This is a genomic window from Leuconostoc suionicum, assembly GCF_001891125.1.
GTDB classification, from domain to species: domain Bacteria; phylum Bacillota; class Bacilli; order Lactobacillales; family Lactobacillaceae; genus Leuconostoc; species Leuconostoc suionicum.
In genome coordinates this window covers 1,278,339-1,300,120 of sequence record NZ_CP015247.1, presented here as the reverse complement: position 1 = coordinate 1,300,120, position 21,782 = coordinate 1,278,339, and the positions used below count along the sequence as shown (strand labels likewise).

Annotated in this window: 22 protein-coding genes; 21 read left to right on the top strand and 1 reads right to left on the bottom strand. The window is 39.7% G+C overall.

Annotation, left to right across the window (positions count from 1 at the left end; genetic code table 11):
• The first annotated feature begins 62 nt into the window (after window positions 1-62).
• The 19 genes from parE to A6B45_RS06445 all read left to right on the top strand — a co-directional run bounded on the left by parE (window position 63) and on the right by A6B45_RS06445 (window position 20,006).
• Window positions 63-2,126 carry a DNA topoisomerase IV subunit B gene (gene parE / locus A6B45_RS06535; RefSeq protein WP_072613867.1) on the top strand — a complete coding sequence of 688 codons (2,064 nt, stop codon included), beginning with the start codon at window positions 63-65 and terminating at the stop codon, window positions 2,124-2,126.
• Window positions 2,127-2,268: 142 nt separating this feature from the next.
• Window positions 2,269-4,707: a DNA topoisomerase IV subunit A gene (gene parC, locus A6B45_RS06530; RefSeq protein WP_072613866.1), complete on the top strand. Its 2,439-nt coding sequence runs from the start codon at window positions 2,269-2,271 to the stop codon at window positions 4,705-4,707.
• 46 nt (window positions 4,708-4,753) lie between these two features.
• Entirely contained in the window at window positions 4,754-5,659 is a 906-nt protein-coding gene (locus A6B45_RS06525; RefSeq protein ID WP_072613865.1) for a manganese-dependent inorganic pyrophosphatase, read from the top strand.
• A gap of 164 nt (window positions 5,660-5,823) precedes the next feature.
• Entirely contained in the window at window positions 5,824-5,973 is a 150-nt protein-coding gene (gene rpmG / locus A6B45_RS06520; protein WP_002815032.1) for a 50S ribosomal protein L33, read from the top strand.
• Window positions 5,973-6,242 (top strand): 30S ribosomal protein S14, encoded by a 270-nt coding sequence (rpsN, locus tag A6B45_RS06515; protein WP_002815025.1) that lies wholly within the window; start codon window positions 5,973-5,975, stop codon window positions 6,240-6,242. The genes rpmG and rpsN overlap by 1 nt, the downstream gene beginning before the upstream one ends.
• A gap of 295 nt (window positions 6,243-6,537) precedes the next feature.
• Window positions 6,538-7,014: a ribosome maturation factor RimP gene (gene rimP, locus A6B45_RS06510; RefSeq protein ID WP_072613864.1), complete on the top strand. Its 477-nt coding sequence runs from the start codon at window positions 6,538-6,540 to the stop codon at window positions 7,012-7,014.
• Window positions 7,015-7,038: 24 nt separating this feature from the next.
• A complete protein-coding gene (nusA, locus tag A6B45_RS06505) occupies window positions 7,039-8,136 on the top strand; it encodes a transcription termination factor NusA (protein ID WP_072613863.1) in 1,098 nt (365 codons plus the stop codon).
• Between the two features lie 53 nt (window positions 8,137-8,189).
• Window positions 8,190-8,486 carry an RNase P modulator RnpM gene (gene rnpM, locus A6B45_RS06500; protein WP_014324890.1) on the top strand — a complete coding sequence of 99 codons (297 nt, stop codon included), beginning with the start codon at window positions 8,190-8,192 and terminating at the stop codon, window positions 8,484-8,486.
• Window positions 8,476-8,796 (top strand): L7Ae/L30e/S12e/Gadd45 family ribosomal protein, encoded by a 321-nt coding sequence (locus A6B45_RS06495; protein ID WP_072613862.1) that lies wholly within the window; start codon window positions 8,476-8,478, stop codon window positions 8,794-8,796. Before rnpM ends, A6B45_RS06495 begins: the two co-directional genes overlap by 11 nt.
• Window positions 8,797-11,304 carry a translation initiation factor IF-2 gene (gene infB, locus A6B45_RS06490; RefSeq protein ID WP_072613861.1) on the top strand — a complete coding sequence of 836 codons (2,508 nt, stop codon included), beginning with the start codon at window positions 8,797-8,799 and terminating at the stop codon, window positions 11,302-11,304.
• Window positions 11,305-11,376: 72 nt separating this feature from the next.
• The gene (gene rbfA, locus A6B45_RS06485; protein ID WP_002815019.1) at window positions 11,377-11,730 is read left to right on the top strand and encodes a 30S ribosome-binding factor RbfA; all 354 of its coding nucleotides are present in this window, start codon (window positions 11,377-11,379) and stop codon (window positions 11,728-11,730) included.
• Window positions 11,731-11,826: 96 nt separating this feature from the next.
• Window positions 11,827-13,002: an aminotransferase class I/II-fold pyridoxal phosphate-dependent enzyme gene (locus A6B45_RS06480; protein ID WP_072613860.1), complete on the top strand. Its 1,176-nt coding sequence runs from the start codon at window positions 11,827-11,829 to the stop codon at window positions 13,000-13,002.
• 2 nt (window positions 13,003-13,004) lie between these two features.
• Complete coding sequence (locus A6B45_RS06475; RefSeq protein WP_072613859.1) at window positions 13,005-13,544, top strand: PTS glucose transporter subunit IIA; 540 nt, start codon at window positions 13,005-13,007, stop codon at window positions 13,542-13,544.
• Window positions 13,522-14,430, top strand: a complete 909-nt coding sequence (gene truB, locus A6B45_RS06470; protein ID WP_072613858.1) for a tRNA pseudouridine(55) synthase TruB — start codon at window positions 13,522-13,524, stop codon at window positions 14,428-14,430. Before A6B45_RS06475 ends, truB begins: the two co-directional genes overlap by 23 nt.
• Window positions 14,431-14,432: 2 nt before the next feature.
• Window positions 14,433-15,377 (top strand): riboflavin biosynthesis protein RibF, encoded by a 945-nt coding sequence (ribF, locus tag A6B45_RS06465; RefSeq protein ID WP_322788017.1) that lies wholly within the window; start codon window positions 14,433-14,435, stop codon window positions 15,375-15,377.
• Window positions 15,378-15,497: 120 nt separating this feature from the next.
• A complete protein-coding gene (hrcA, locus tag A6B45_RS06460; RefSeq protein WP_072613856.1) occupies window positions 15,498-16,523 on the top strand; it encodes a heat-inducible transcriptional repressor HrcA in 1,026 nt (341 codons plus the stop codon).
• Window positions 16,524-16,539: 16 nt separating this feature from the next.
• Window positions 16,540-17,109, top strand: coding sequence for a nucleotide exchange factor GrpE (gene grpE / locus A6B45_RS06455; RefSeq protein ID WP_072613855.1), 570 nt, complete (start codon window positions 16,540-16,542; stop codon window positions 17,107-17,109).
• An 85-nt stretch (window positions 17,110-17,194) separates the two neighbouring features.
• Window positions 17,195-19,042: a molecular chaperone DnaK gene (gene dnaK, locus A6B45_RS06450; protein ID WP_072613854.1), complete on the top strand. Its 1,848-nt coding sequence runs from the start codon at window positions 17,195-17,197 to the stop codon at window positions 19,040-19,042.
• A 64-nt stretch (window positions 19,043-19,106) separates the two neighbouring features.
• Window positions 19,107-20,006 (top strand): DnaJ C-terminal domain-containing protein, encoded by a 900-nt coding sequence (locus A6B45_RS06445; RefSeq protein ID WP_072613853.1) that lies wholly within the window; start codon window positions 19,107-19,109, stop codon window positions 20,004-20,006.
• A gap of 49 nt (window positions 20,007-20,055) precedes the next feature.
• On the opposite strand, the gene def is transcribed toward A6B45_RS06445, so the two are convergent.
• Complete coding sequence (gene def, locus A6B45_RS06440) at window positions 20,056-20,634, bottom strand: peptide deformylase (RefSeq protein ID WP_072613852.1); 579 nt, start codon at window positions 20,632-20,634, stop codon at window positions 20,056-20,058.
• Window positions 20,635-20,690: 56 nt separating this feature from the next.
• Here def and A6B45_RS06435 point away from each other — a divergent pair, with 56 nt between their 5' ends.
• Together A6B45_RS06435 and A6B45_RS06430 are read left to right on the top strand one after the other, a co-directional pair.
• Window positions 20,691-20,963 (top strand): UPF0223 family protein, encoded by a 273-nt coding sequence (locus A6B45_RS06435; protein ID WP_072613851.1) that lies wholly within the window; start codon window positions 20,691-20,693, stop codon window positions 20,961-20,963.
• Complete coding sequence (locus tag A6B45_RS06430; protein ID WP_072613850.1) at window positions 20,960-21,748, top strand: inositol monophosphatase family protein; 789 nt, start codon at window positions 20,960-20,962, stop codon at window positions 21,746-21,748. The genes A6B45_RS06435 and A6B45_RS06430 overlap by 4 nt, the downstream gene beginning before the upstream one ends.
• Window positions 21,749-21,782: the final 34 nt, after the last annotated feature.

Here is a 21,782-nt window from a genome sequence, read left to right as displayed (position 1 = left end):
ATGATAAAATAGATTGACATTAGCGCACGAACACTGGTTCGTGTATCGAAGGATAGATTAATATGCCAGAAAAAAATCATTATGATTCAGATTCAATAAAAATTTTAGAAGGGCTTGAGGCCGTTCGTAAACGCCCAGGAATGTATATCGGTTCAACAGATGGCCGTGGCTTGCACCACTTAGTCTATGAAATCGTTGACAATGCTGTCGATGAAGCGCTTGGTGGCTATGGAAATGAAATTCGCGTTACGATACATGATAATAACGCCATCACCGTACAAGACTTTGGTCGCGGGATGCCAATTGGCATGCATGAGTCTGGTAAACCTACACCAGAAGTTATTTTAACAGTTTTACATGCCGGCGGAAAGTTTGGGCAAGGTGGCTATGCGACTTCAGGTGGGTTACACGGTGTTGGTTCTTCTGTTGTTAATGCATTGTCGGAGAGTTTAACGGTAACCATTGTTCGTGAAGGTCACAAGTGGCAAGAGGAATTCGTGAATGGTGGTAATCCAGTTGGTACTTTACGAGATTTAGGTAAAACTAAGGAACCAACAGGGACAACGGTTACTTTCAAGCCAGATGCGACAATTTTTAGTGCTACAGTGTATAAATTTGATATTTTAGCAGAACGTTTGCGTGAATCGTCATTCTTGATGAGTGGTGTTAAATTTACGCTAACCGACGAAAGAGTTGATCCAATTCGTGTTGAAGAATATCATTATGAAAAAGGTCTTGAAGCGTTTGTTGGTTTTCTGAACGAAGACAAAGAAACTATCGGACCAGTTATGACCTTTGAGGGTGAACAAGAGGGTATTGTTGTTGATGTTGCAGCGCAGTACAATGATGGTTACTCTGAAACACTTCTTTCATTTGTTAACAATGTCCGTACACAGGATGGTGGAACCCACGAAGTTGGTTTTCGAACTGCGTGGACAAAGGCTTTTAATGAATATGCACGAAAAGTTAACTTACTAAAAGATAAAGATAAAAACTTAGAAGGCACGGATGTCCGTGAAGGATTATCAGCTGTTATTTCATTGCGTGTTCCAGAACAGTTTTTGCAGTTTGAGGGACAGACCAAAGATAAACTTGGAACGCCAGAGGCACGTGGTATTGTTGACTCCGTTGTTAATGAAACTCTTGGACGCTTCTTAATGGAAAACGGGGACTTCGGACAAAACTTAATCCGTAAGGCACTTCGCGCGCGCGAAGCTCGAGAAGCCGCTCGTCGCGCCCGTGATGAAAGTCGCACTGGTAAAACTAAGGGTGCGAAAGATCGCCTGCTTTCCGGGAAGTTAGCACCTGCCCAGTCTAAAAATGCTGATAAAAATGAGCTCTTTCTAGTCGAGGGTGATTCAGCTGGGGGCTCTGCAAAGCAAGGACGTGACCGTAAATTCCAAGCCATTTTGCCACTACGTGGAAAAGTGCTAAACACTGAAAAAGCTAAGTTAGTAGATATTTTAAAAAATGAAGAAATATCAACATTAATTTATGCTATTGGTGGCGGTGTTGGAACTGATTTTAAAGTTGAAGATGCTTCATTTAACAAAATTATCATTATGACAGATGCCGATGATGATGGCGCGCACATTCAAACCTTACTACTAACATTCTTTTATAAGTATATGCAGCCATTAATTGAAGCTGGGCGTGTCTACATCGCCTTACCACCATTATACCGCGTCAAGTACTCTTCCAAGAAAATGGAAGACCAATTTGCTTGGACTAATGATGAGTTAGAATCGATTACGAGTCAGAGTGATGCGCGTTATGAATTAACACGTTTCAAGGGACTTGGTGAGATGAATGCACCGTTATTATGGGAAACAACAATGGACCCTGAATCAAGAACACTAATACGTGTTAAAATTGATGACGCTGTTTTAGCTGAAAAACGTGTTACTACGTTGATGGGTGATAAAGTTGATCCGCGACGTGAATGGATTGAAGCCAATGTTCACTTTACATTGGATGAAGCTGGGTCAATTCTAGACACAGTTGATGGAGATGACACCAAGTCTAGTGATGTTTTTGAAAAAGCGCGCAATCATGAAACTGGTACAAAATTTAAAGAGCAAAAAAATGTCCCAGTCATTAAGACTTGGCAGAATGGTGATGATTGATTTCATTCGTTACTAGAGAAGAATAGCTAGCTATTTAAATTATGGTTAGGTTATTACTTAGTATTTTAAATAAAACTTTTTATTACATTTATCTGTAATTAGTAATTTTATAGATGTTTTAATCAAGGAGAACCGCACTTAGATGGCAGATCGTATAACCGAACTCTCACTTGAAGCAGTGATGGGGGAGCGCTTTGGGCGCTATTCAAAATATATAATTCAAGAACGTGCTTTGCCAGACATTCGAGACGGATTGAAGCCAGTGCAACGGCGTATTTTGTTTGCAATGGATCAGGATGGAAACACCTATGATCATCCATATCGTAAATCAGCAAAATCTGTTGGTAACGTAATGGGTAATTTTCATCCACACGGTGATTCATCAATTTATGAAGCCATGGTGCGTTTATCGCAGGATTGGAAAGTTCGTGAGCCGCTGATAGACATGAACGGTAATAATGGTTCAGTGGACAATGATCCGGCTGCAGCAATGCGTTATACTGAAGCGCGGTTGTCTAAAATTGCTGGTGAAATGATGGCTGATTTGGGTCAAGAAACTGTGGATATGGTTTTGAACTTTGATGACACAACTTATGAGCCAACAGTTTTACCTTCCCGTATCCCTAGTCTTTTTATTAACGGCGCAACTGGTATTTCGGCGGGATATGCAACAGAAATTCCGCCCCATAATTTGAAAGAAATCAATGCCGCATTAATCTACTTACTTGATCATCCAGCCGCTACTTTATCGCAATTAATGCGCTATGTAAAAGGCCCTGATTTTCCGACTGGTGGTATTGTTCAGGGACTTGATGGTATAAAAAAAGCGTACAAAACTGGACGTGGTAAAATCGTTGTTCGTGCTAAGACAGAAATATCTGATCTTCGCGCTGGCAAGAAGAAAATTGAAATCACTGAGCTGCCTTATGAGGTTGTTAAGTCAAATTTGGTATCAAAAATTGATGCCATCCGATTAAATAAAGAAGTAACCGGCATTTCAGAAGTCCGCGATGAATCTGATCGCGAGGGAATGTCTATTGTTATTGAATTATCTAAAGAAGCAAATGCCAATGGTATTTTGACTTATTTGTTCAAAAAAACTGATTTGCAGATATCTTATAACTTCAATATGGTTGCTATTCATGATCAGCGACCAGTACACGTTGGCTTGAAGGCTGGTTTAGAAGCTTTCCTTTCGTTCCGAAAAGAGGTTGTATTAAAGCGATCAGCGTATGAATTGGCCAAAGCCCAAGCACGGCAACATATTGTTGAAGGCTTAATCCGTATGCTTTCTATATTGGATGAAGTGGTTGCTACCATTCGAGCGTCTAAGAATCGTAAAGACGCTACACAAAACTTAATTAATCGTTTTGAGTTTACCCAAGCGCAAGCTGAAGCCATTGTCACGTTGCAATTATATCGATTGACTAACACAGATGTGACGCAATTAGAAGAAGAATTTTCCCAATTGAATGATAAAATTAACCGTTTGAACCAAATTATTCACGAAGATTCAGCGTTGAAAGATGTTATTCGCGAAGAAATTAAGGCAATTACTAAGGCTTATTCTTCACCACGTCGCAGTGTCATTGAAGCAGAAGTTGAGAATTTGGTAATTGATACAGCAGTAACGATTGCTGAAGAAGATGTTCAAGTGCTAGTGTCACGTAATGGTTATTATAAGCGTGCATCTCTACGTTCTTTTAAAGCTTCGGATAATGAAAATGGTCTGGCAGAAGATGATTTAGTTGTTTTCCAAGGAACCTTAAATACGACAAATCATTTGTTTATGTTTACCAACAAGGGGAATGTGATTTATCGACCGGTTCATGAATTACCTGACACAAAATGGAAAGATACAGGGGAACATTTTTCACAGCAACTATCGAACTGGGATAAAGACGAAGTTGTGATTAAAGCTATTGCTGTTGATAATCTCGAACAAGGTGGTGCATTTACAATAGTTTCAAATGACGGCTTTATTAAGCAAACTACTTTAGTAGATATAGTTCCCAAAGCTTATAAAAAGAAATCTTCGATGGCTATTAAGCTTAAAAAAGATATGAGCTACGTTGTTAATGTTGCGTATTTCCAAAAAGTTGAGCGCCAAAATGTGCTCTTGTTGTCCCATAACGGTGTTGGTTTACGATACGCGATAAAAGAGGTGCCAGAAATTGGTTCCCGTACTGCCGGAGTCAAGGCAATGGATTTACGCGATGATGATACGATTAAAGCTGCCTTGTTTATTACCGATGATAAACAAAGTGTCGCTATTGTTGCTGAAAATGGCGCATTTAAGTATATGCCAGTATCGTTAATCAACCACTCAAAACGTGCTAATAAAGGTGTTCTCATTTTCACACAAAAGAAAACTGTAGCTTATAAAGTTGCCACAGCGACAATATTTGATAGCAATGTGAAAGCACTTTCTATTTTGACCAAGCGTTATCAAATTCAAGAATTGCAATTAAGTGATTATCATGAGTCACAACGTATTGGCAATGGACAATACGTCGTTGACATCGATAAAAATGGCGAACCGTGGATTATAAAACCGCTAACAATTTCTGAGACAAAATGATTAATTTTTGTTAAAATAAAAATATAAAATGCTAGGAGATAAACTAATGGCTAAGACTTTAGTTTTTGGGCACAAGAACCCAGATACAGATACAATCGCATCAGCAATCGCTGCAAGTTATTTATTGAACCAACAAGGTCAAGATACAGAAGCAGTCGCGCAAGGTGAGCCCAACGCTGAAACGCAATTCGCGTTAGATTATTTTAAAGTTAAGCCGCTTCGTGTAATTTCTGAGGCCGATACGAAAACAGTTGTTTTAGTTGACCATAATGAAGCTGCACAATCAGTTGATAATTTAGCTGACGTTACTGTGGAAAACATTTATGATCATCATAAGTTTGCGTTCACAAATTCTACACCCCTGTATATCACTGCTAAGCCATGGGGCTCTGTAGCAACTATTTTGTACTACGAATTCAAACAAGCAAACATTGTTATTCCTGCAGAAATTGCCGGACTACTAGCTTCAGCAATTATATCTGACACATTATTACTCAAGAGCCCAACGACGACATCATACGACCAACCTGCTTTGGAAGCCTTAGCTAAGATTGCCGGACTTGAAGATTATGCTGCCTATGGTTTGGATTTGTTGAAAGCTGGAACAGATTTGTCATCACGCACTGACAAAGAATTAATTGATGGTGATGCAAAGTCATTTGAAATGGGTGGGCATCAATTCCGGATTGGTCAAGTCAACACTGTTGATATTGATGAAGTATTATCTCGTCAGGCAGGAATTGAAGCAGCAATTGCAGAGGAAGGTTATGAAGACTTTTTGTTTGTGATTACTGATATCTTGAATTCAAACTCTAAGGGCTTGTACATTGGAGATGCTGCTTCATCAATTGAAGCAGCATTTGATCAAAAACTTGACAATAATGTAATCGATCTACCAGGTGTTGTTTCTAGAAAGAAGCAAGTAGTTCCCCCATTAGAAAACCAACTCTAAAAAATTCATGCCAAATTAATTTAATTCGAATTATGGATTTTTGTGGATAAAATGTTGATAAATTTATTCACAGACCTTTACACTGGTAATCGGTTCATGTATAATAGTTATTTGTATTGACAAGCAAATAAAAATTTTAAGAAAAACACTAAGGAGCAAGGATTATGCGTATCCACGTCGTTCTAGGAAATGATGAAACTGGTGAGCGTATCTACTTGACGTCTAAAAATCGTCGTAATACGCCAGACCGCCTTGAGTTAAAGAAGTACTCACCAAAACTTCGCAAAGTAGTAACATTTAAGGAGATTAAGTAATGGCAAAGAAGTCAAAGATTGCTAAGGCACAAAAGCGTGAAGCTTTAGTTGCAAAGTACGCTGACAAGCGTGCAGCATTGAAGGCTGCGGGTGACTATATTGGATTGGCAGCTTTGCCAAAGGATTCATCTCCAGTACGCGTTCATAACCGCGATTGGATCGATGGTCGTCCACACGCTTACATGCGTGAATTTGGAATGTCACGTTTGAACTTCCGTCAATTAGCACACAAGGGTCAAATCCCTGGTGTTCGTAAGGCTTCTTGGTAAAAGAAACCAGTAACTTCTTTCTAATTCCTTCATTCGAAGGGTTAGTATAAAAAAGCCCCAGCTTGCGGGCTTTTTTATATTGTTGACGTATGTGTGCTGTAATTTGCACTATTTTAATAAATAGGGTACAATAAATATAGTTAATTTACATAGCAATTGTAAATGGGCGGGTCACTTGGAAAAGCGGCCGGCTCATTTTTTATGGGATTAGCACGCTTATTGTCAATATAAGATGGTGCTAACGCTATATTAGTAGACGTAATTGACAAAACTATTCATCGAAAGGGGAAAATAAATGGCAAACAAAACCGAACAGACAATTGTTGACTTGATTTCGCCAATCATTGAAGCACATAATGATTTACTGTGGGATTTAACGTTTACCAAAGAAGGTGGACAAAAAGTTTTACGAATTTTGCTGGATAAACCTGATCATCAATTTATTACGATGAATGATTTGACATTATTCACGCAAGAAGTTAATGAATTGTTAGATACCGTGGATCCAGATCCAATACCTGAAGCCTATGTTTTAGATATTTCATCACCAGGCGCTGATCGACCATTAAAGGAATTATGGCATTTTGAGTGGGCTAAAGAGGCCAATGAAAATATTTTAGTATCCTTGTTTGTTGCCAAAGAAGGTCAAAAAAAGTGGCAAGGTAAAATTGCTGATCTAAACAAAGATGGCTTGACGCTGACGACAACTAATGGACGTTTGCCATTAACCTTTGACGAAATAGCTAAAGCAATACTGGATGTCCAGTTTTAAATCGTTAAAAATGGAGAAAATCAAATGAGTAAAGAATTAGTGGAAGCACTTAATGCTCTTGAATCAGAACGAGGAATTGATCGTTTAGTTGTTGTCGAAGCACTTGAAGACGCATTGAAAGCCGCCTACAAGAAGCAATACAATACCGCTGATAATGTCGAAGCAACATTCGACGATAAAAAGGGCAACATTAGTATTAAACAAGTAAAGCATGTTGTTTTAGACGATGATCTTGAAGATGAAGAAACAGAGATTTCTTTATCCGATGCATTGGCAATCAATCGAGCATATGAAGCAGGGGATGAGATTCGCTTTGATGTTACACCAAAAGATTTTGGTCGTATGGCGGCACAAGCTGCAAAGCAAGTGATTGTGCAAAAAATGCGTGAAGCTGGACGACAAGCTATTTATAACAAGTTTTCTGATTACGAAGATGAAATTATAACAGGTGAAGTTGACCGACAAGATGCACGATTCCTATATGTGAACTTGCCTGGCAATCAAGAAGCTGTCATGGCGCCAAATGATCAAATGCCAAACGAGCGGTATCATATGGGAGATCGTATTAAGGTCTTGGTTAACAAAGTTGAAAACAACGCCAAGGGACCACAAGTCTTTGTATCGCGAACAGCAGCTGATTTGGTTAAACGATTGTTTGAACAAGAGGTGCCAGAAGTTTATGATGGTACTGTTGAAATCATGTCTATTGCGCGTGAGGCGGGTGACCGTTCAAAAATTGCCGTTTATACGCATGATTCTGACTTAGATCCAGTTGGGGCCATGGTTGGTCAACGTGGTGCGCGTGTACAAAGCGTTGTTAACGAACTAGCTGGTGAAAATATGGATATCGTGGAGTGGGTTGAAGATGAAGCACAGTATATCGCGAATGCTTTGAACCCTTCAGAAGTAACTGATGTCATTTTTGATCCAGCCAACGACCGTGCGGTAACGGTTATTGTTCCAGATAATCAGTTATCTCTAGCAATCGGGAAAAAGGGTCAAAATGCTCGCTTAGCAGCACGTTTAACTGGATTCAAGATTGACATTAAATCTGAAAGTGAAGCAGCAGCTAGCTTAGACCCAACACCAGCTGCTACAGCTGTTGACAAAAACGAAGAATAATTTGAAAGGAAATATGATCATAAATCAAGTGATTTATAGTCATACTGGTACATATGAAACCTCGTAAAATACCAATGAGAAAAGACATTGTAACGGGTGAAATGTTTCCTAAAAAAGAACTCGTTCGAGTCGTGCGTAGTAAAGAAGGCGATGTGACTTTAGACCCAACAGGAAAAGCCAATGGTCGCGGTGCGTATGTTAGCCTAGATGTAAAAAATGCAGAAATGGCTAAAGAAAAGCGTATCTTTGATAAAGCATTTGGTGTGAAAGTAGCAGATGAATTCTATGATGAACTCATTGCTTACGTTGACCATCAACAAGCACGTCGGGAGTTGTTTGGTGATAAATAAGGATAACCAAATACTGAATTTAGTTGGTTTAGCAATGCGCGCTGGTAAACTAGTACTTGGAACAGAGCCTACGTTATCAGCTATTCGTGGGCAAAAGGTTTTTCTAGTTTTCTTTCCCAGTGATGGTGGTAAAAGCCAAGCAAAAAAATTCGCCGATAAATCAAACTTCTATAATATCAAACTAGTACAAGACTATACTAAAAAGCAATTAACGGATGCTATTGGTGTTAACCGAGGTGTCTTCGCTATTGCTGATCAAGGTTTTAGTCGAAAAATTAAACAATTAATTTCAGAAAAGGAGCGGAACTAAATGACAGAAGAAAAGAAATTCTCAGGTTCAAACCGTCCTGCACGAAAACAGGCAGTCCCAGAACGTAAGGAATTGCCCGCATCACAACGCCGTCATGCGGCAAAGTTAGCAGATGGCACGACGCCAGCCCAAGGAGGCTCACGTCCAAGCCGTCCTGCACGTCCTAACAATAACAATCAATATCGTCCAAATAATGGTGGACAAAGCCAAAATCGCAATAATCAGAATCGCTCGAATACATCTAATAATGGTGGTCAAAACCGTTCAAATAACGGTGGGAACCGCAATAAGCGTCCTGGATCACGCGTTGCACCTGCTGAAGGGCGTCCAATGATTCGAGAGAAGAAAAGTTGGTCAACGAAGCCACGTGAAGGGCAAGTTGATTATTCTGCTAAACCGGATAATAGCTTGAAGCAGTATGTGAATGAAAATGAAAAGAAGCGTCAAGCTTCTGCAGCTGCTAAGCATCCAAAGAAGCCAGCCGCGACAACTAAACCAGCTACAAAGAAAGAAACTAGTGCAGCTAAACCAGCTACTGCATCAACAACCACTGGTGCAGGAAAGTTTGGTGGCGCTCTCGCTTCTGGTAATAATTCTGCGCGCAATAATTCACGTAAGCGTAATACTAATGGTACCGGTCAACAAACACCACGTCGTAATGATCGTCCGCGCGGTTCTAAAAAGTCACGTCGTATTGCTGCTAAACACCAACCATCAACTCCAGCAACAGTACGTAAAGAACAACCATTACCAGCAGTTTTGGAATATCGTGTTGGTATGAACGTACAAGATTTGTCAAAGTTGTTGCATCGTGATACAGCAGAAATTATTAAAAAGTTATTCTTACTGGGCATTGTTACAAATCAAAACCAAAGTTTGGATGAAGATACAATCGAAATTCTGGCGGCTGATTATGGTATCGAAGCACAAGCAAAAGAAGAAGAAGACGTTGCTGATATTGACAGATTCTTTGATGATGAAAATATTGATGAGAGCAAGTTAGTTTCTCGTCCACCAGTTGTGACAATCATGGGACACGTTGATCATGGTAAGACAACATTGTTGGATTATCTACGTAATTCTCATGTTACTGAAGGTGAAGCAGGTGGTATCACACAACATATTGGTGCATACCAGACACGTATTAATGATAAATTAATTACATTTTTGGATACACCAGGGCACGCCGCTTTCACAGAGATGCGTGCGCGTGGTGCTAACGTAACTGATTTGACAATTCTTGTTGTTGCTGCTGATGATGGTGTTATGCCGCAGACAATTGAAGCGATTAATCATGCTAAGGCAGCGGGAACGCCAATTATTGTTGCTGTTAACAAAATTGATAAGCCTGGAGCAAATCCTGACGATGTCATGAATCAGTTAATGGCCTATGACTTAGTTCCTGAAGAGTATGGTGGTGACACAATCTTCGTTAAAATTTCAGCTAAGTTTGGTCAAAATGTTGACGAACTACTTGAAATGATTTTGTTGCAAGCTGAAGTTTTGGAATTGAAAGCAAATCCTGATATGCCAGCGCGTGGTTCAGTAATTGAAGCCCGCTTGGATAAGGGACGTGGACCAGTTTCTACTGTGCTTGTACAACAAGGAACAATGCATGTTGGTGATCCAATTGTTGTTGGTAACACGTATGGCCGTGTACGTACAATGACAAACGAGCGTGGTGTTGAGCTGTCAGAAGCTTTGCCTGCGACACCTATCCAAATTACTGGTTTGAATGGTGTTCCACAAGCTGGTGATCGTTTCATCGTTATGGCTGATGAGAAGACAGCTCGTGCAGCCGGTGAAGAACGTGCAAAGCGAGCACAAGAAGCAGTTCGTAATTCAGGATCAGTTGTAACTTTGGATACATTGTTTAATACAATGGCTGAAAAAGCGATGAAGACGGTGCCGGTTATTGTCAAGGCTGATGTTCAAGGATCAGTCGAAGCACTTTCTGGATCACTGAAGAAGATTGAGGTTGACGGTGTTCGTGTGGATATTATCCATACAGCTGTTGGCGCGATTAACGAATCAGATGTTACTTTGGCTGAAGCATCTGGCGCAATTATCATCGGATTCAACGTTCGCCCTACGCCTTTGGCAAAATCACAATCGGATTCTGAAAAAGTTGATATTCGTTTCTATAATGTCATTTATAATGCGATCGACGATGTTGAAGCAGCTATGAAAGGCCAACTTGAACCTGTATACGAAGAAAAGGTTATTGGAAAAGTCGAAGTTAAAGAATTGTTCAAATTCTCTAAGGTCGGAACTATTGCTGGTGCCATGGTTGAAGAAGGTAAAATTACTAAGGATTCTAAGGTTCGTGTCATTCGTGATAATGTGGTGGTGTTTGACGGTGAAGTTGGCTCATTGCAGCGCGGTAAAGATGCAGTTAACGAAGTGAAGATGGGATTTGAATTCGGATTTACAGTGGCCAAATTTAATGATGTTCACGCTGGGGACGTTGTTGAAGCCTACGTAATGGAAGAAGTTAAACCTAAATAAGAGACCGCTTACGCTGAATACTTTTTGGTAGGTTGTGTCTTTTAATAGAAAGAAAGAGAAGGCAAAATAGTTATGGCAAATCCACAACGTGCAGGTCGTCTCGCTCAAGAAGTACAACGTGATGTTACTGATTTATTACTTAAGCGTATTAATGATCCACGAGTAAAAGAGGTTACAGTAACAAGTGTTGAATTGTCTGGTGACTTGCAGATAGCAACAATTTATTATTCCATTTTATCTGATTTGGCCAGTGATGCTAAGAAAACTCAAGCCGGTTTGGAAGCTGCTAGTGGATTGATTCGTAAAGAATTAGGCTCACGATTGACGGTTTACAAAACGCCAGAATTGAAATTTGTACGTGATACATCTGTTCAATATGGAAATCATATTGAGGACTTGATTCGCAAGCTGCACACTGAAAATTAATAAATTATCAAATATTGGGCGCTCTCCATTAGGATGAGCGCTTTTTGTGTTAAAATAGTTCTATACAATTAATTTTTTAAGAAAATGAGATTTAATATGACTAATCCAACTCAACCTTTCAATTCTATAGTATTGGATATGGCGCCTGACAAACTATTGGATTTTCAATTAAAAGTTCGTGATATTCCAGATATTTTACGACTAACCTTTGGTGAACCTGGTTTTGCTGTTGATGAACGTATTAAGCAAGCGACTATTGATGCAATTACAAACGATCGTTCTCACTACGCTGAAAGTCAAGGTGAAACAGATTTGAGAACAGCTGTTGTTGCGTATTTTAATCGTGAGTATCATTTAAATTATAATGGTCCAGAAAATATTATCATCACACAGGGTGTGAGTGAAGCCATAAATGTTATATTTCAAACCCTCCTGAATGATAATGATGGCTTGTTGGTACCAGAACCAGCCTATGGACCTTATTTTTCTTCTCTTGATCTAGCACATGGTGTGCGTTTGTCCATTGATACAACGACAAACAATTTTAAATTAACACCTGATATGGTCGAAGAAACCATCAAAAATGCGACAGTGCCTGTTAAAGCTATTCTGATGAATTACCCAACTAACCCCACAGGGGTAACATACTCACGTGATGAGATCATTGCATTGGCTGAAACATTTACAAAGCACAACTTATGGGTCATCTCTGACGAAATTTATTCCGTCCTAACATACGATCAAGAACATGTATCTTTTGCTGAGTACATACCTGAACGCACAATTTACATTAATGGTTTATCAAAATCTCATGCCATGACAGGCTATCGTGTAGGATTTATTTTAGGTCAAGCTGAGACAATTGCGCAATTGCAAAAGACACATGGAACGCTGGTTTTTGCTGTACCGACATTTGTTCAAGATGCAGCGTTGGTTGCTTTACGTGATGTAACCGACACACCAATAAAGATGCGTGATATTTATCGTCAACGTCGAGATAAGGTGTTATCACAGTTGCAGGCACTAGGGTTTGATGTGGTTGAGCCAGAAGGGGCATTTTATTTATTTGCTAAATTGCCTGCTGATTTAGGCACCGATGGCGATGCGTTTGCTTTACAGTTAGCAAAAGAAGGTAAAGTGGCGGTTATTCCGGGTTCGGCCTTCAGCGATGCAGCGCAAGCTTATATTCGTATTTCATACGCTGCGTCCGATGAAGACTTGGCTGAAGGAATGAAGCGAATGACAAAATATATTGAAAAGGTACGCGGCTAAAGATGAACTTCTGGAAACGACTTTTTGGTTCAGAAAAAAAATTATCACAATTGAAGAGTACGGGTCAAATCAATGCGACTAGATTAGCGCGTAATAATGATACGCTTGTTTTAGTGGCGCCAGTGACTGGGGATTTACAAAAAATTACCGACAGCCGTGATGAACCCTTTAAAACTAAAAACGGGGTTATGCTAGTGCCGCATGGTGGTAATTTAATGGCACCAGTTTCGGGGATTGTTACTGAGTCCACTAATGATTATTTGACGCTAACAGATATTTCAGAGCAGACTGTGACTGTCACTGTCGTGGGCACATCAAATGTTGTTCGGTTGGCTCAATACGGTGTAGGGCAACAATTACATGCGGGTGATGTTATTGGAACGACGAATCAAAAGGTGCTCTCTGCTGATCATGAAGCACTACGCATTTATGTTGTTTGGGCAAACCAAGCCCTACCAACTATTCGGTACGGTTCTGTTTATGCAGGACAAAACGTTTGGCAAGTAGGGGAATTGCAAAATGACAAAGAATCAGATAGTTGATGGTTTGTTGGTTATCAATAAGCCTCGTGGCATGACATCTTTTGATGTTGTTAGTAGAGTACGCCGTATTATTGGTCAAAAAAAGGTTGGGCATGCTGGAACTTTAGATCCGAATGTTGATGGTGTCCTAGTAGTTGCTTTAGGTAAAGCGACAAAGTTGATTGATGAATTGCAAACACGGCCAAAAAGTTATATTGGAGAAATTACATTAGGGTTTTCAACAGAAACAGAGGACCTTGATGGTGAAATCGTTGATCAGCTGGATATCGTAGCCCCTTTTTCTGACCAGAAAATTGATCAAGCAATACAGCAATTAAATGGTGAAATCACACAAAAGCCACCTATGTACTCTGCTGTAAAAGTGAATGGTAAGCGGCTCTATGAGTATGCTCGAAATGGTGAGACTGTTGAACGTCCAGTTCGTAAAGCGGTAATTCATGACTTTAAACGTACATCCGGTATTAAATTTATAGATGGTAAGCAGGTATTCAAGTTTGAAGCCACAGTTTCCAAGGGCACGTATATTCGTACTTTAGCGGTAGATGCAGGCAAAATAATTGGGACCCCGGCAACAATGACACAATTGACTCGAACGATGGGGAGCGGATTCAAAATTTCTGAAGCACGCGACCTTGATTTTTTGTCCACACTAGCGTATGAAGAAGTATTAAAACAAGTAATACCTATTAGAGAAGTATTGAGGTGGCCAACTAAAACTTTGAGTGAAAATGAATGGTTTGCTGTAAAAAATGGTCAGAAAATTTCTAGTTGGCCTGCAAATGACAGCTATTTACAATTATATTATCAAAACAAACTGAAAGCAGTATATCAATATGACGAGATTGAGCAATTATGGCGTTCTCGTTATGTATTTGATAACCAATGACTATGACAGAATTAATTCGTTTACATTATCCAATATTAGATTTTAAAAAGCCGGTTCAACAGGTCGTTGCAATGGGCTTTTTTGACGGTGTTCATCGCGGGCATCAGGCTGTTTTAGCTCGTGCAAAAGCAGAAGCTGAAAAACAAGGGGTGCCCTTGGCTGTTTTGACCTATGATCCACATCCAATCGTAGCTTTTCAGACGTTGAAACAACCATTGCGTTATTTAACACCGTTAGCCAAAAAGAAGTCCATCATGAGCCAGTTAGGTGTTGATCGAGTTTATGTTATGCAGTTCACTTCTAAACTTGCTAAATTAGGTGGTCAACAGTTTGTCGATGAGGTGGTCATGCAATTAAACCCTGTTACGGTGGTAGCAGGATTCGACCATTTGTATGGTGCAGCGGGAACGGATAGTGATATGCTACATTTAGCAACATATGCGACTAATCTTTTTGACGTTGTGACTGTGTCTGAATTTGATGATTATAATCAGAAAGTTTCTTCTTCAACAATTCGATCTATGTTAGATCAGGGGAACGTAGATGGTGCCACACAGCAGCTTGGTCGTATCCATTCGACATCAGGTATAGTCGTTCATGGCGAAGCTAGAGGCCGCGAATTAGGCTTTCCAACTGCCAATATACAGACGCCTGAAAAGGAATGGTTGCCCGGTATTGGTATCTATGCTGTAAAAATAAAAGTATATGATACTTGGTATCTAGGAATGGCTAGCATCGGACGCAATGTGACATTTGGTGATGCTCGTCCAATCACAGTTGAAATCAATATTTTAGATTATCAAGAAGAAATATATGGTGAATTTGTTCAGATACAATGGTGTCATTATCTGCGTGGTGAAGTGAAATTTGAAAACGTTCAATCATTGATAGATCAACTTAATGAAGATGCAAGGCAAACAAGGCATTATTTTAATACAAAGTTATAAAATGCAATTTGTTGGCACTCTTATAAAAAGAGTGCTAAAACACTTGCATTATTTTTTAAATAGTGTATTATAATAAGTGTTAGCAGTTAGATATAGTGAGTGCTAAAAGGAGTCGATAATATGGCGCTAACAGAACGACAAAAGTTAATCTTAACCGCCATTATTTATGAGTATACACAGCGTGAACATGCGGTTGGTTCAAAAAGTTTACAAGAACATCTAGATATTAAAATTAGCTCTGCTACGATTCGTAATGAAATGGCAGCGCTAGAATCTGATGATCTTATAAAAAAATTGCATACTTCTGCTGGTCGAGTACCATCATATGAAGGGTATCGTTATTATTTAGATCACCTGATGATGACACGCAGAGCGACTGATCGAGATGTACAAGCAGTCATTCAATCATTTCGTGGAAACTTCCATGAAATAGATGATTTACTAGACGAGACAGCTAGGACTTTATCAAATTTAACTGGTTACACTGCGTTGATTTTGAAGCCAAGGCGAATTGATATTAAAGTTTCAGGATTTCGATTAGTTCCATTGGAGGGCCATCAGCTGATTGCAGTATTGGTTACTAATGATGGTAAGGTGACTAGCCAAACGTTTAAATTACCAAATGAAATGGCGATTGAATCATTGGAAAGTATGGTCGCCTACATCAATGATCAGATGGTCGGTCGACCGGTTAATGATGTATTGCGTATGATGCAGTCCGATGAATTGCCCACGCAGATGAGCCGCATGATTAAAACACCAGCTGCTTTTTTGCAACTATTTGGCGACGTGTTGGCACGCTCGAACGGAGATAACGTCCATATTGGCGGCCGATTGAATGTTCTAGACTTTAGTAAAGAAACTGATATCGCTGATGTGAAGCCTCTGTTGGAATTCTTGAACAACGCTGAGGATGTTAGACAAATTGCTTCGCCAACGCGAGATGTTCAAGTTAAAATTGGACGTGAGATTGGGGAGCCACTACTTTCAGAGTTTAGCTTGATTACGCGTGGATTTTTGGTACCAAACCAAGAGAGTGGTATTATTGCTTTACTTGGTCCAATTCCGATGTCATATAGTACCAATACGTTGCTTACAGACGCGTTTGGTGAAGCGTTAAGTCGCAAAATGATTGAATATACATAGCTAGGAGGTCACACCTGTGACAGAAAAAAACGAAGAAGTTGTAGAAGATAAGAACATTTCTGATCAAACTGATGAAAATTTGACCGAAGAAATTGAATCTGAAGCCGATGATTTACAGGTGGAGCCTGATCCACAACAAGTGGAAATTGATAAGCTAACAGAGCAAGTTAACAATCTCGAAGAAAAATTATTACGTGCACAAGCAGAAGTTCAAAATATACAACAGCGTAATGCGCGTGAGCTACAAAATGTACGCAAGTATGACGGACAAAAATTAGCCAGTGCAGTTTTGCCAGCCGTTGACAATTTGGAAAGAGCCCTTCAAGTTGAAGCTAACGATGAAGTGTCAAAGCAAATTAAAACAGGTGTGGAGATGACACTTAAGACGTTAAATCAAGCCTTAACAGACAATGGTATTACGTCAACAGGTGAAATTGGTGAATCTTTCGATCCAACTAAGCACCAAGCAATTCAAAGTGTTGAGTCAGATGAAGTTGAATCTGACCAAATTGCACAAGTTTTGCAAAAGGGTTACATATTACAAGACCGCGTAATTCGACCAGCAATGGTTGCAGTGGCGAAATAAGCACGATTTTGCATGGTGATTCAATCGATGAGATACTACACCTTAAAAAGATGAAAATGATTTTAAAGTAAAGGAAGAAATATTTATGTCAAAAATTATTGGTATTGATTTAGGAACGACAAACTCAGCTGTTGCTGTCCTTGAAGGTGGCGAACCAAAGATTATCACAAATCCAGATGGTGGTCGTACAACACCTTCAGTTGTCTCATTTAAAAATGGCGAAAGTCAAGTGGGTGATGTTGCAAAGCGTCAAGCAATTACAAACCCAGACACGATTATTTCAATCAAGTCTCACATGGGTGAAGCTGGTTATAAAGTTAATGCCAATGGTAAAGACTACACACCACAAGAAATTTCAGCAATGATCTTGCAATATATTAAGGGCTATGCTGAAGATTACTTAGGTGAAAAGGTTGAAAAAGCTGTTATCACAGTTCCTGCCTACTTTAATGATGCACAGCGTCAAGCTACTAAGGATGCCGGTAAGATTGCTGGTCTGGAAGTAGAACGTATTATTAACGAACCAACAGCTGCCGCATTGGCTTATGGTTTGGACAAGTTAGATAAGGATGAAAAAATTCTTGTCTATGACTTAGGTGGTGGAACATTTGATGTGTCAATTCTTGAATTAGGAGATGGCGTGTTTGAAGTTTTGTCAACAAACGGTGATACTCATCTTGGTGGTGATGACTTTGATAACAAAGTTATTGATTATTTGGCAGAACAATTTAAGTCAGAAAATGGTGTAGACTTAAAGGATGATAAATTAGCTTTGCAACGTTTGAAGGATGCCGCAGAATCAGCTAAGAAGACTTTGTCATCTGCAAATGAAGCTCAAATTGATTTGCCATTTATTGCTTCAGGTGATAACGGACCATTGCACTTGCAGACATCATTGACACGTGCAAAGTTTAACGAATTGACAGCTGATTTGGTTAAGAAAGCTGAGCAACCTGTTTTGAACGCTTTGAAGGATGCCGGATTGTCATTCTCTGACATCGACGAGGTTATCTTGAACGGTGGTTCAACTCGTATTCCAGCCGTACAAGAATCTGTTAAGAAGATGACAGGTAAGGAACCTAACCACTCAATTAACCCTGATGAAGCTGTTGCTTTGGGCGCTGCCGTTCAAGGTGGTGTCATTACTGGTGATGTTAAGGATGTTGTTTTGCTTGATGTTACACCATTGTCATTGGGTATTGAGACAATGGGTGGTGTGTTCACTAAGTTGATTGAACGCAACACAACGATTCCAACTTCAAAGTCACAAGTATTCTCAACAGCAGCTGACAATCAGCCAGCTGTTGATATCCATGTTTTGCAAGGTGAACGTTCAATGGCTGCCGATAACAAGACATTGGGTCGTTTCCAATTAGCAGATATTCCGGCCGCACCACGTGGTGTGCCTCAAATTGAAGTGACATTTGACATTGATCGTAACGGTATTGTTAATGTTTCTGCTAAGGACTTAGGAACACAGAAGGAACAAAAGATTACAATCCAAGCTGCTGGTGGTTTGTCAGACGAAGAAATTGAAAAGATGATGAACGACGCCAAGGCAAACGAAGAAGCTGATGCTAAGAAGAAAGAAGCTGTCGATACACGCAATGAAGCTGATCAATTGATTTTCCAAACTGAAAAGACTTTGGAAGAAGTTGGTGACAAGTTGGGTGACGATGAAAAGAAGCCAACACAAGATGCCTTGGAAGCTTTGAAAAAAGCTAAGGAAGATGCCGCAGCTGATGATGCTGATTTGACAGATTTGAAGGCTAAGTCAGAAGAATTAACTAAGGTAGCTGGTGAATTAGCAATGAAGTTGTATCAACAAGCAGCGCCAAAGGACGGAGCTGAAGGAGATGCAAAGTCTGCTGATGACAACACAGTTGATGGTGATTTTGAAGAAGTTGATCCTAAAAAAGACGACAAGAAGTAATGATTAAAACAAACCGCATTCCGTTGAGTGCGGTTTGTGTACATAAATTAGAAGGAGCGGGCGCGTGAATAACACTGAATATTATGACCGTCTCGGCGTTAGCAAAAACGCCAGTCAAGATGAAATTAAAAAGGCTTATCGTAAGCTATCAAAAAAGTACCATCCGGATTTGAATCATGAACCTGGTGCTGAAGAAAAATATAAAGAAGTTCAAGAAGCTTTTGAGACGCTAGGTGATGAACAAAAGCGTGCGCAATATGATCAATTTGGACCTAACGGCGCACAAGGTGGTTTTGGTGGTCAAGGCGGTTTTGGCGGTCAAGGTGGATTTAGTGACTTTTCTGATTTGGGTGATATCTTCAGTCAAATGTTTGGTGGTGGATTTGACCCAAATCGCCCACGTAAAGGACAAGATTTACAGTACCGCATGAACTTGACTTTTGAAGAGGCTGTTTTTGGTAAGGAAACTACGATTAAGTTTAACCGTGGTGATGGTAAGCAACACGAGATTAAGGTCACTGTACCTGCTGGTGTTGAAACTGGGCAACAAATGCGTTTGAGTGGACAAGGTGAAAGTGGTGTTAATGGCGGACCGCAAGGAGACTTGTTCGTTGTCTTCCAAGTATCACCATCAAAAGATGGATTTGAACGTGATGGCGCAGATGTCTACTTAGAACAAAAGATAAGCTTTGTGACAGCTGCGTTGGGTGACGAAATTCAAGTCAAGACGGTTCACGGTGAAGTGAAGTTGAGAATCCCAGCGGGTACTCAAACAGGCAAGCGTTTCCGCTTGAGTGGTAAGGGCGCTCCGCGTTTGCGCGGCAATGGACACGGAGATCAATTTGTTATTGTGACTGTCGAAGTACCGACACGACTTAATAAAGATCAGAAAAAGGCGTTGGAAGCTTTCAAGGAAGCTACCGACGGTACAACTAAGAAAAAGAGTTTCTTCGATAAATTGTAATCAAAAAGCTCCGCAGTGATTATCTGCAGAGCTTTTTAGTTTGACCAAATTAATCAATATATTTTGTATCCTCGTCAACTTCCCAAGGCGATTGCATATTAATGTGATCATAATATAGGTGCCCATGTAAGTGATCAATTTCATGTTGGAAAACAATGGCAGGATAATCGCGCAATTTAATTGTTTGCTTATTACCATTTTCATCTTGGTAGCGCACTGTTATTCGATAAGCGCGAGGTACAAAGCCAGGCACATCCTCATCAACTGATAGACAACCTTCACCAACGTTTAAAGCACCTCGCTTGACGGACTCTGAGATAATTACAGGGTTGAAAATTGTGCCCTTAAAATAAGGTTCGTCAGTTGTGTCTTCTGGGTCAAGTGCAGGTATTAAAATTGATGACATACTCAAAGAGTAGCCTACTTGTGGAGCAGCTAATCCAACACCTGGACGTAGACCATACTTCTCATTTTGTTTCTCATCTTGAGATACAACTAAATATTCCATCATATCTTTAGCAAGTTGTGCGTGTTCTTCATTCAAAGGAAAAGGAACGGACGCAGCTGTTTTACGCAGTACAGGATCTCCGTCCCGTGTAATTTTATCCATAGTAAATCTGATTGTCATTTTTTTTTACCTCATAATCTAGTATATCAAACGTTATAACATGTTAAAATAAAATTATGAATGAAAATTATGTATTACCAATCGATGGTGATTGGACAACCCAAGATATTATTATTGTGACAAATTTTATAAACAGTGTGTTAGGTGTTTATGAAAAAGGATCTTCTCGTGAAGAGGTATTAAAAAATTACGATGCATACAGAAAAATAATGCCTGCCAAAAGCGAGCAGAAAAAATTTGATAGGGATTTTGAACGTCAAACGGGATACAGCATTTATAAAACCATAAAATTTGTCCAAAATTCGACGAAAGACAGAGTACGCTTATGAGCACATTAAGCCCATTTGAAATTCAAGAAATTGACCAAACTGTATTAATGTGGCTTGATGAATTGCAAAAAGCTACAATGGCGGCAATGAATCAGCATTTAGATGTCGCTACGAAACACGATGCACGTGATTTAGTTACAAATGTTGATAAAAGCAATGAGCAAACAATCAACAAGTACATTCGAAAATTTGATCCAGATGCACAAATTGTGAGTGAAGAGGGATTCGGTGATAAACCAATTAGTATGGCTGGGCATGTGTGGTTTGTCGATCCAATTGATGGCACCATGAATTTTTATAAACAGCACGATGACTTTGCTATTATGATAGCGCTTTACATTGATAACCAACCTATTTTGGGATGGATTATGGATGTGGTAAATAATATTGTTTATCATGGTGGCCCTCAAATGGGTGTGTTTGCTAATCAATTACGGTTATATCCGCCAGAAAATGATGCGCTTAATCAAGGAATTGTTTTATTGAGTGGTGCGCGCTTGCTTTATGGAATGTTTGGATATGACGAGATTGCTAAAAGTGCCCTAGGATACCGAGTTATTGGCGCTGCGGGTCCGTCTTTCATTCGTGTCTTACGTGGGCAGGCCGTTGGATATTCTTCAAAAATGATGTCATGGGATTTTGCTGCTGGTCAAGTTTTAGCAAAAACATTAGGATTAATTGTTTCAGATATTGACGGAAAGCAGCTAGATATGTTATCATCTAACATAGTATTAGTTGCTACGAATCGAGCGCATCGCGATATTTTGGCGTTGCATAGAAGCTAGGGAACGAAGTGTCCCTAGCTTTTGTATGTGGCAG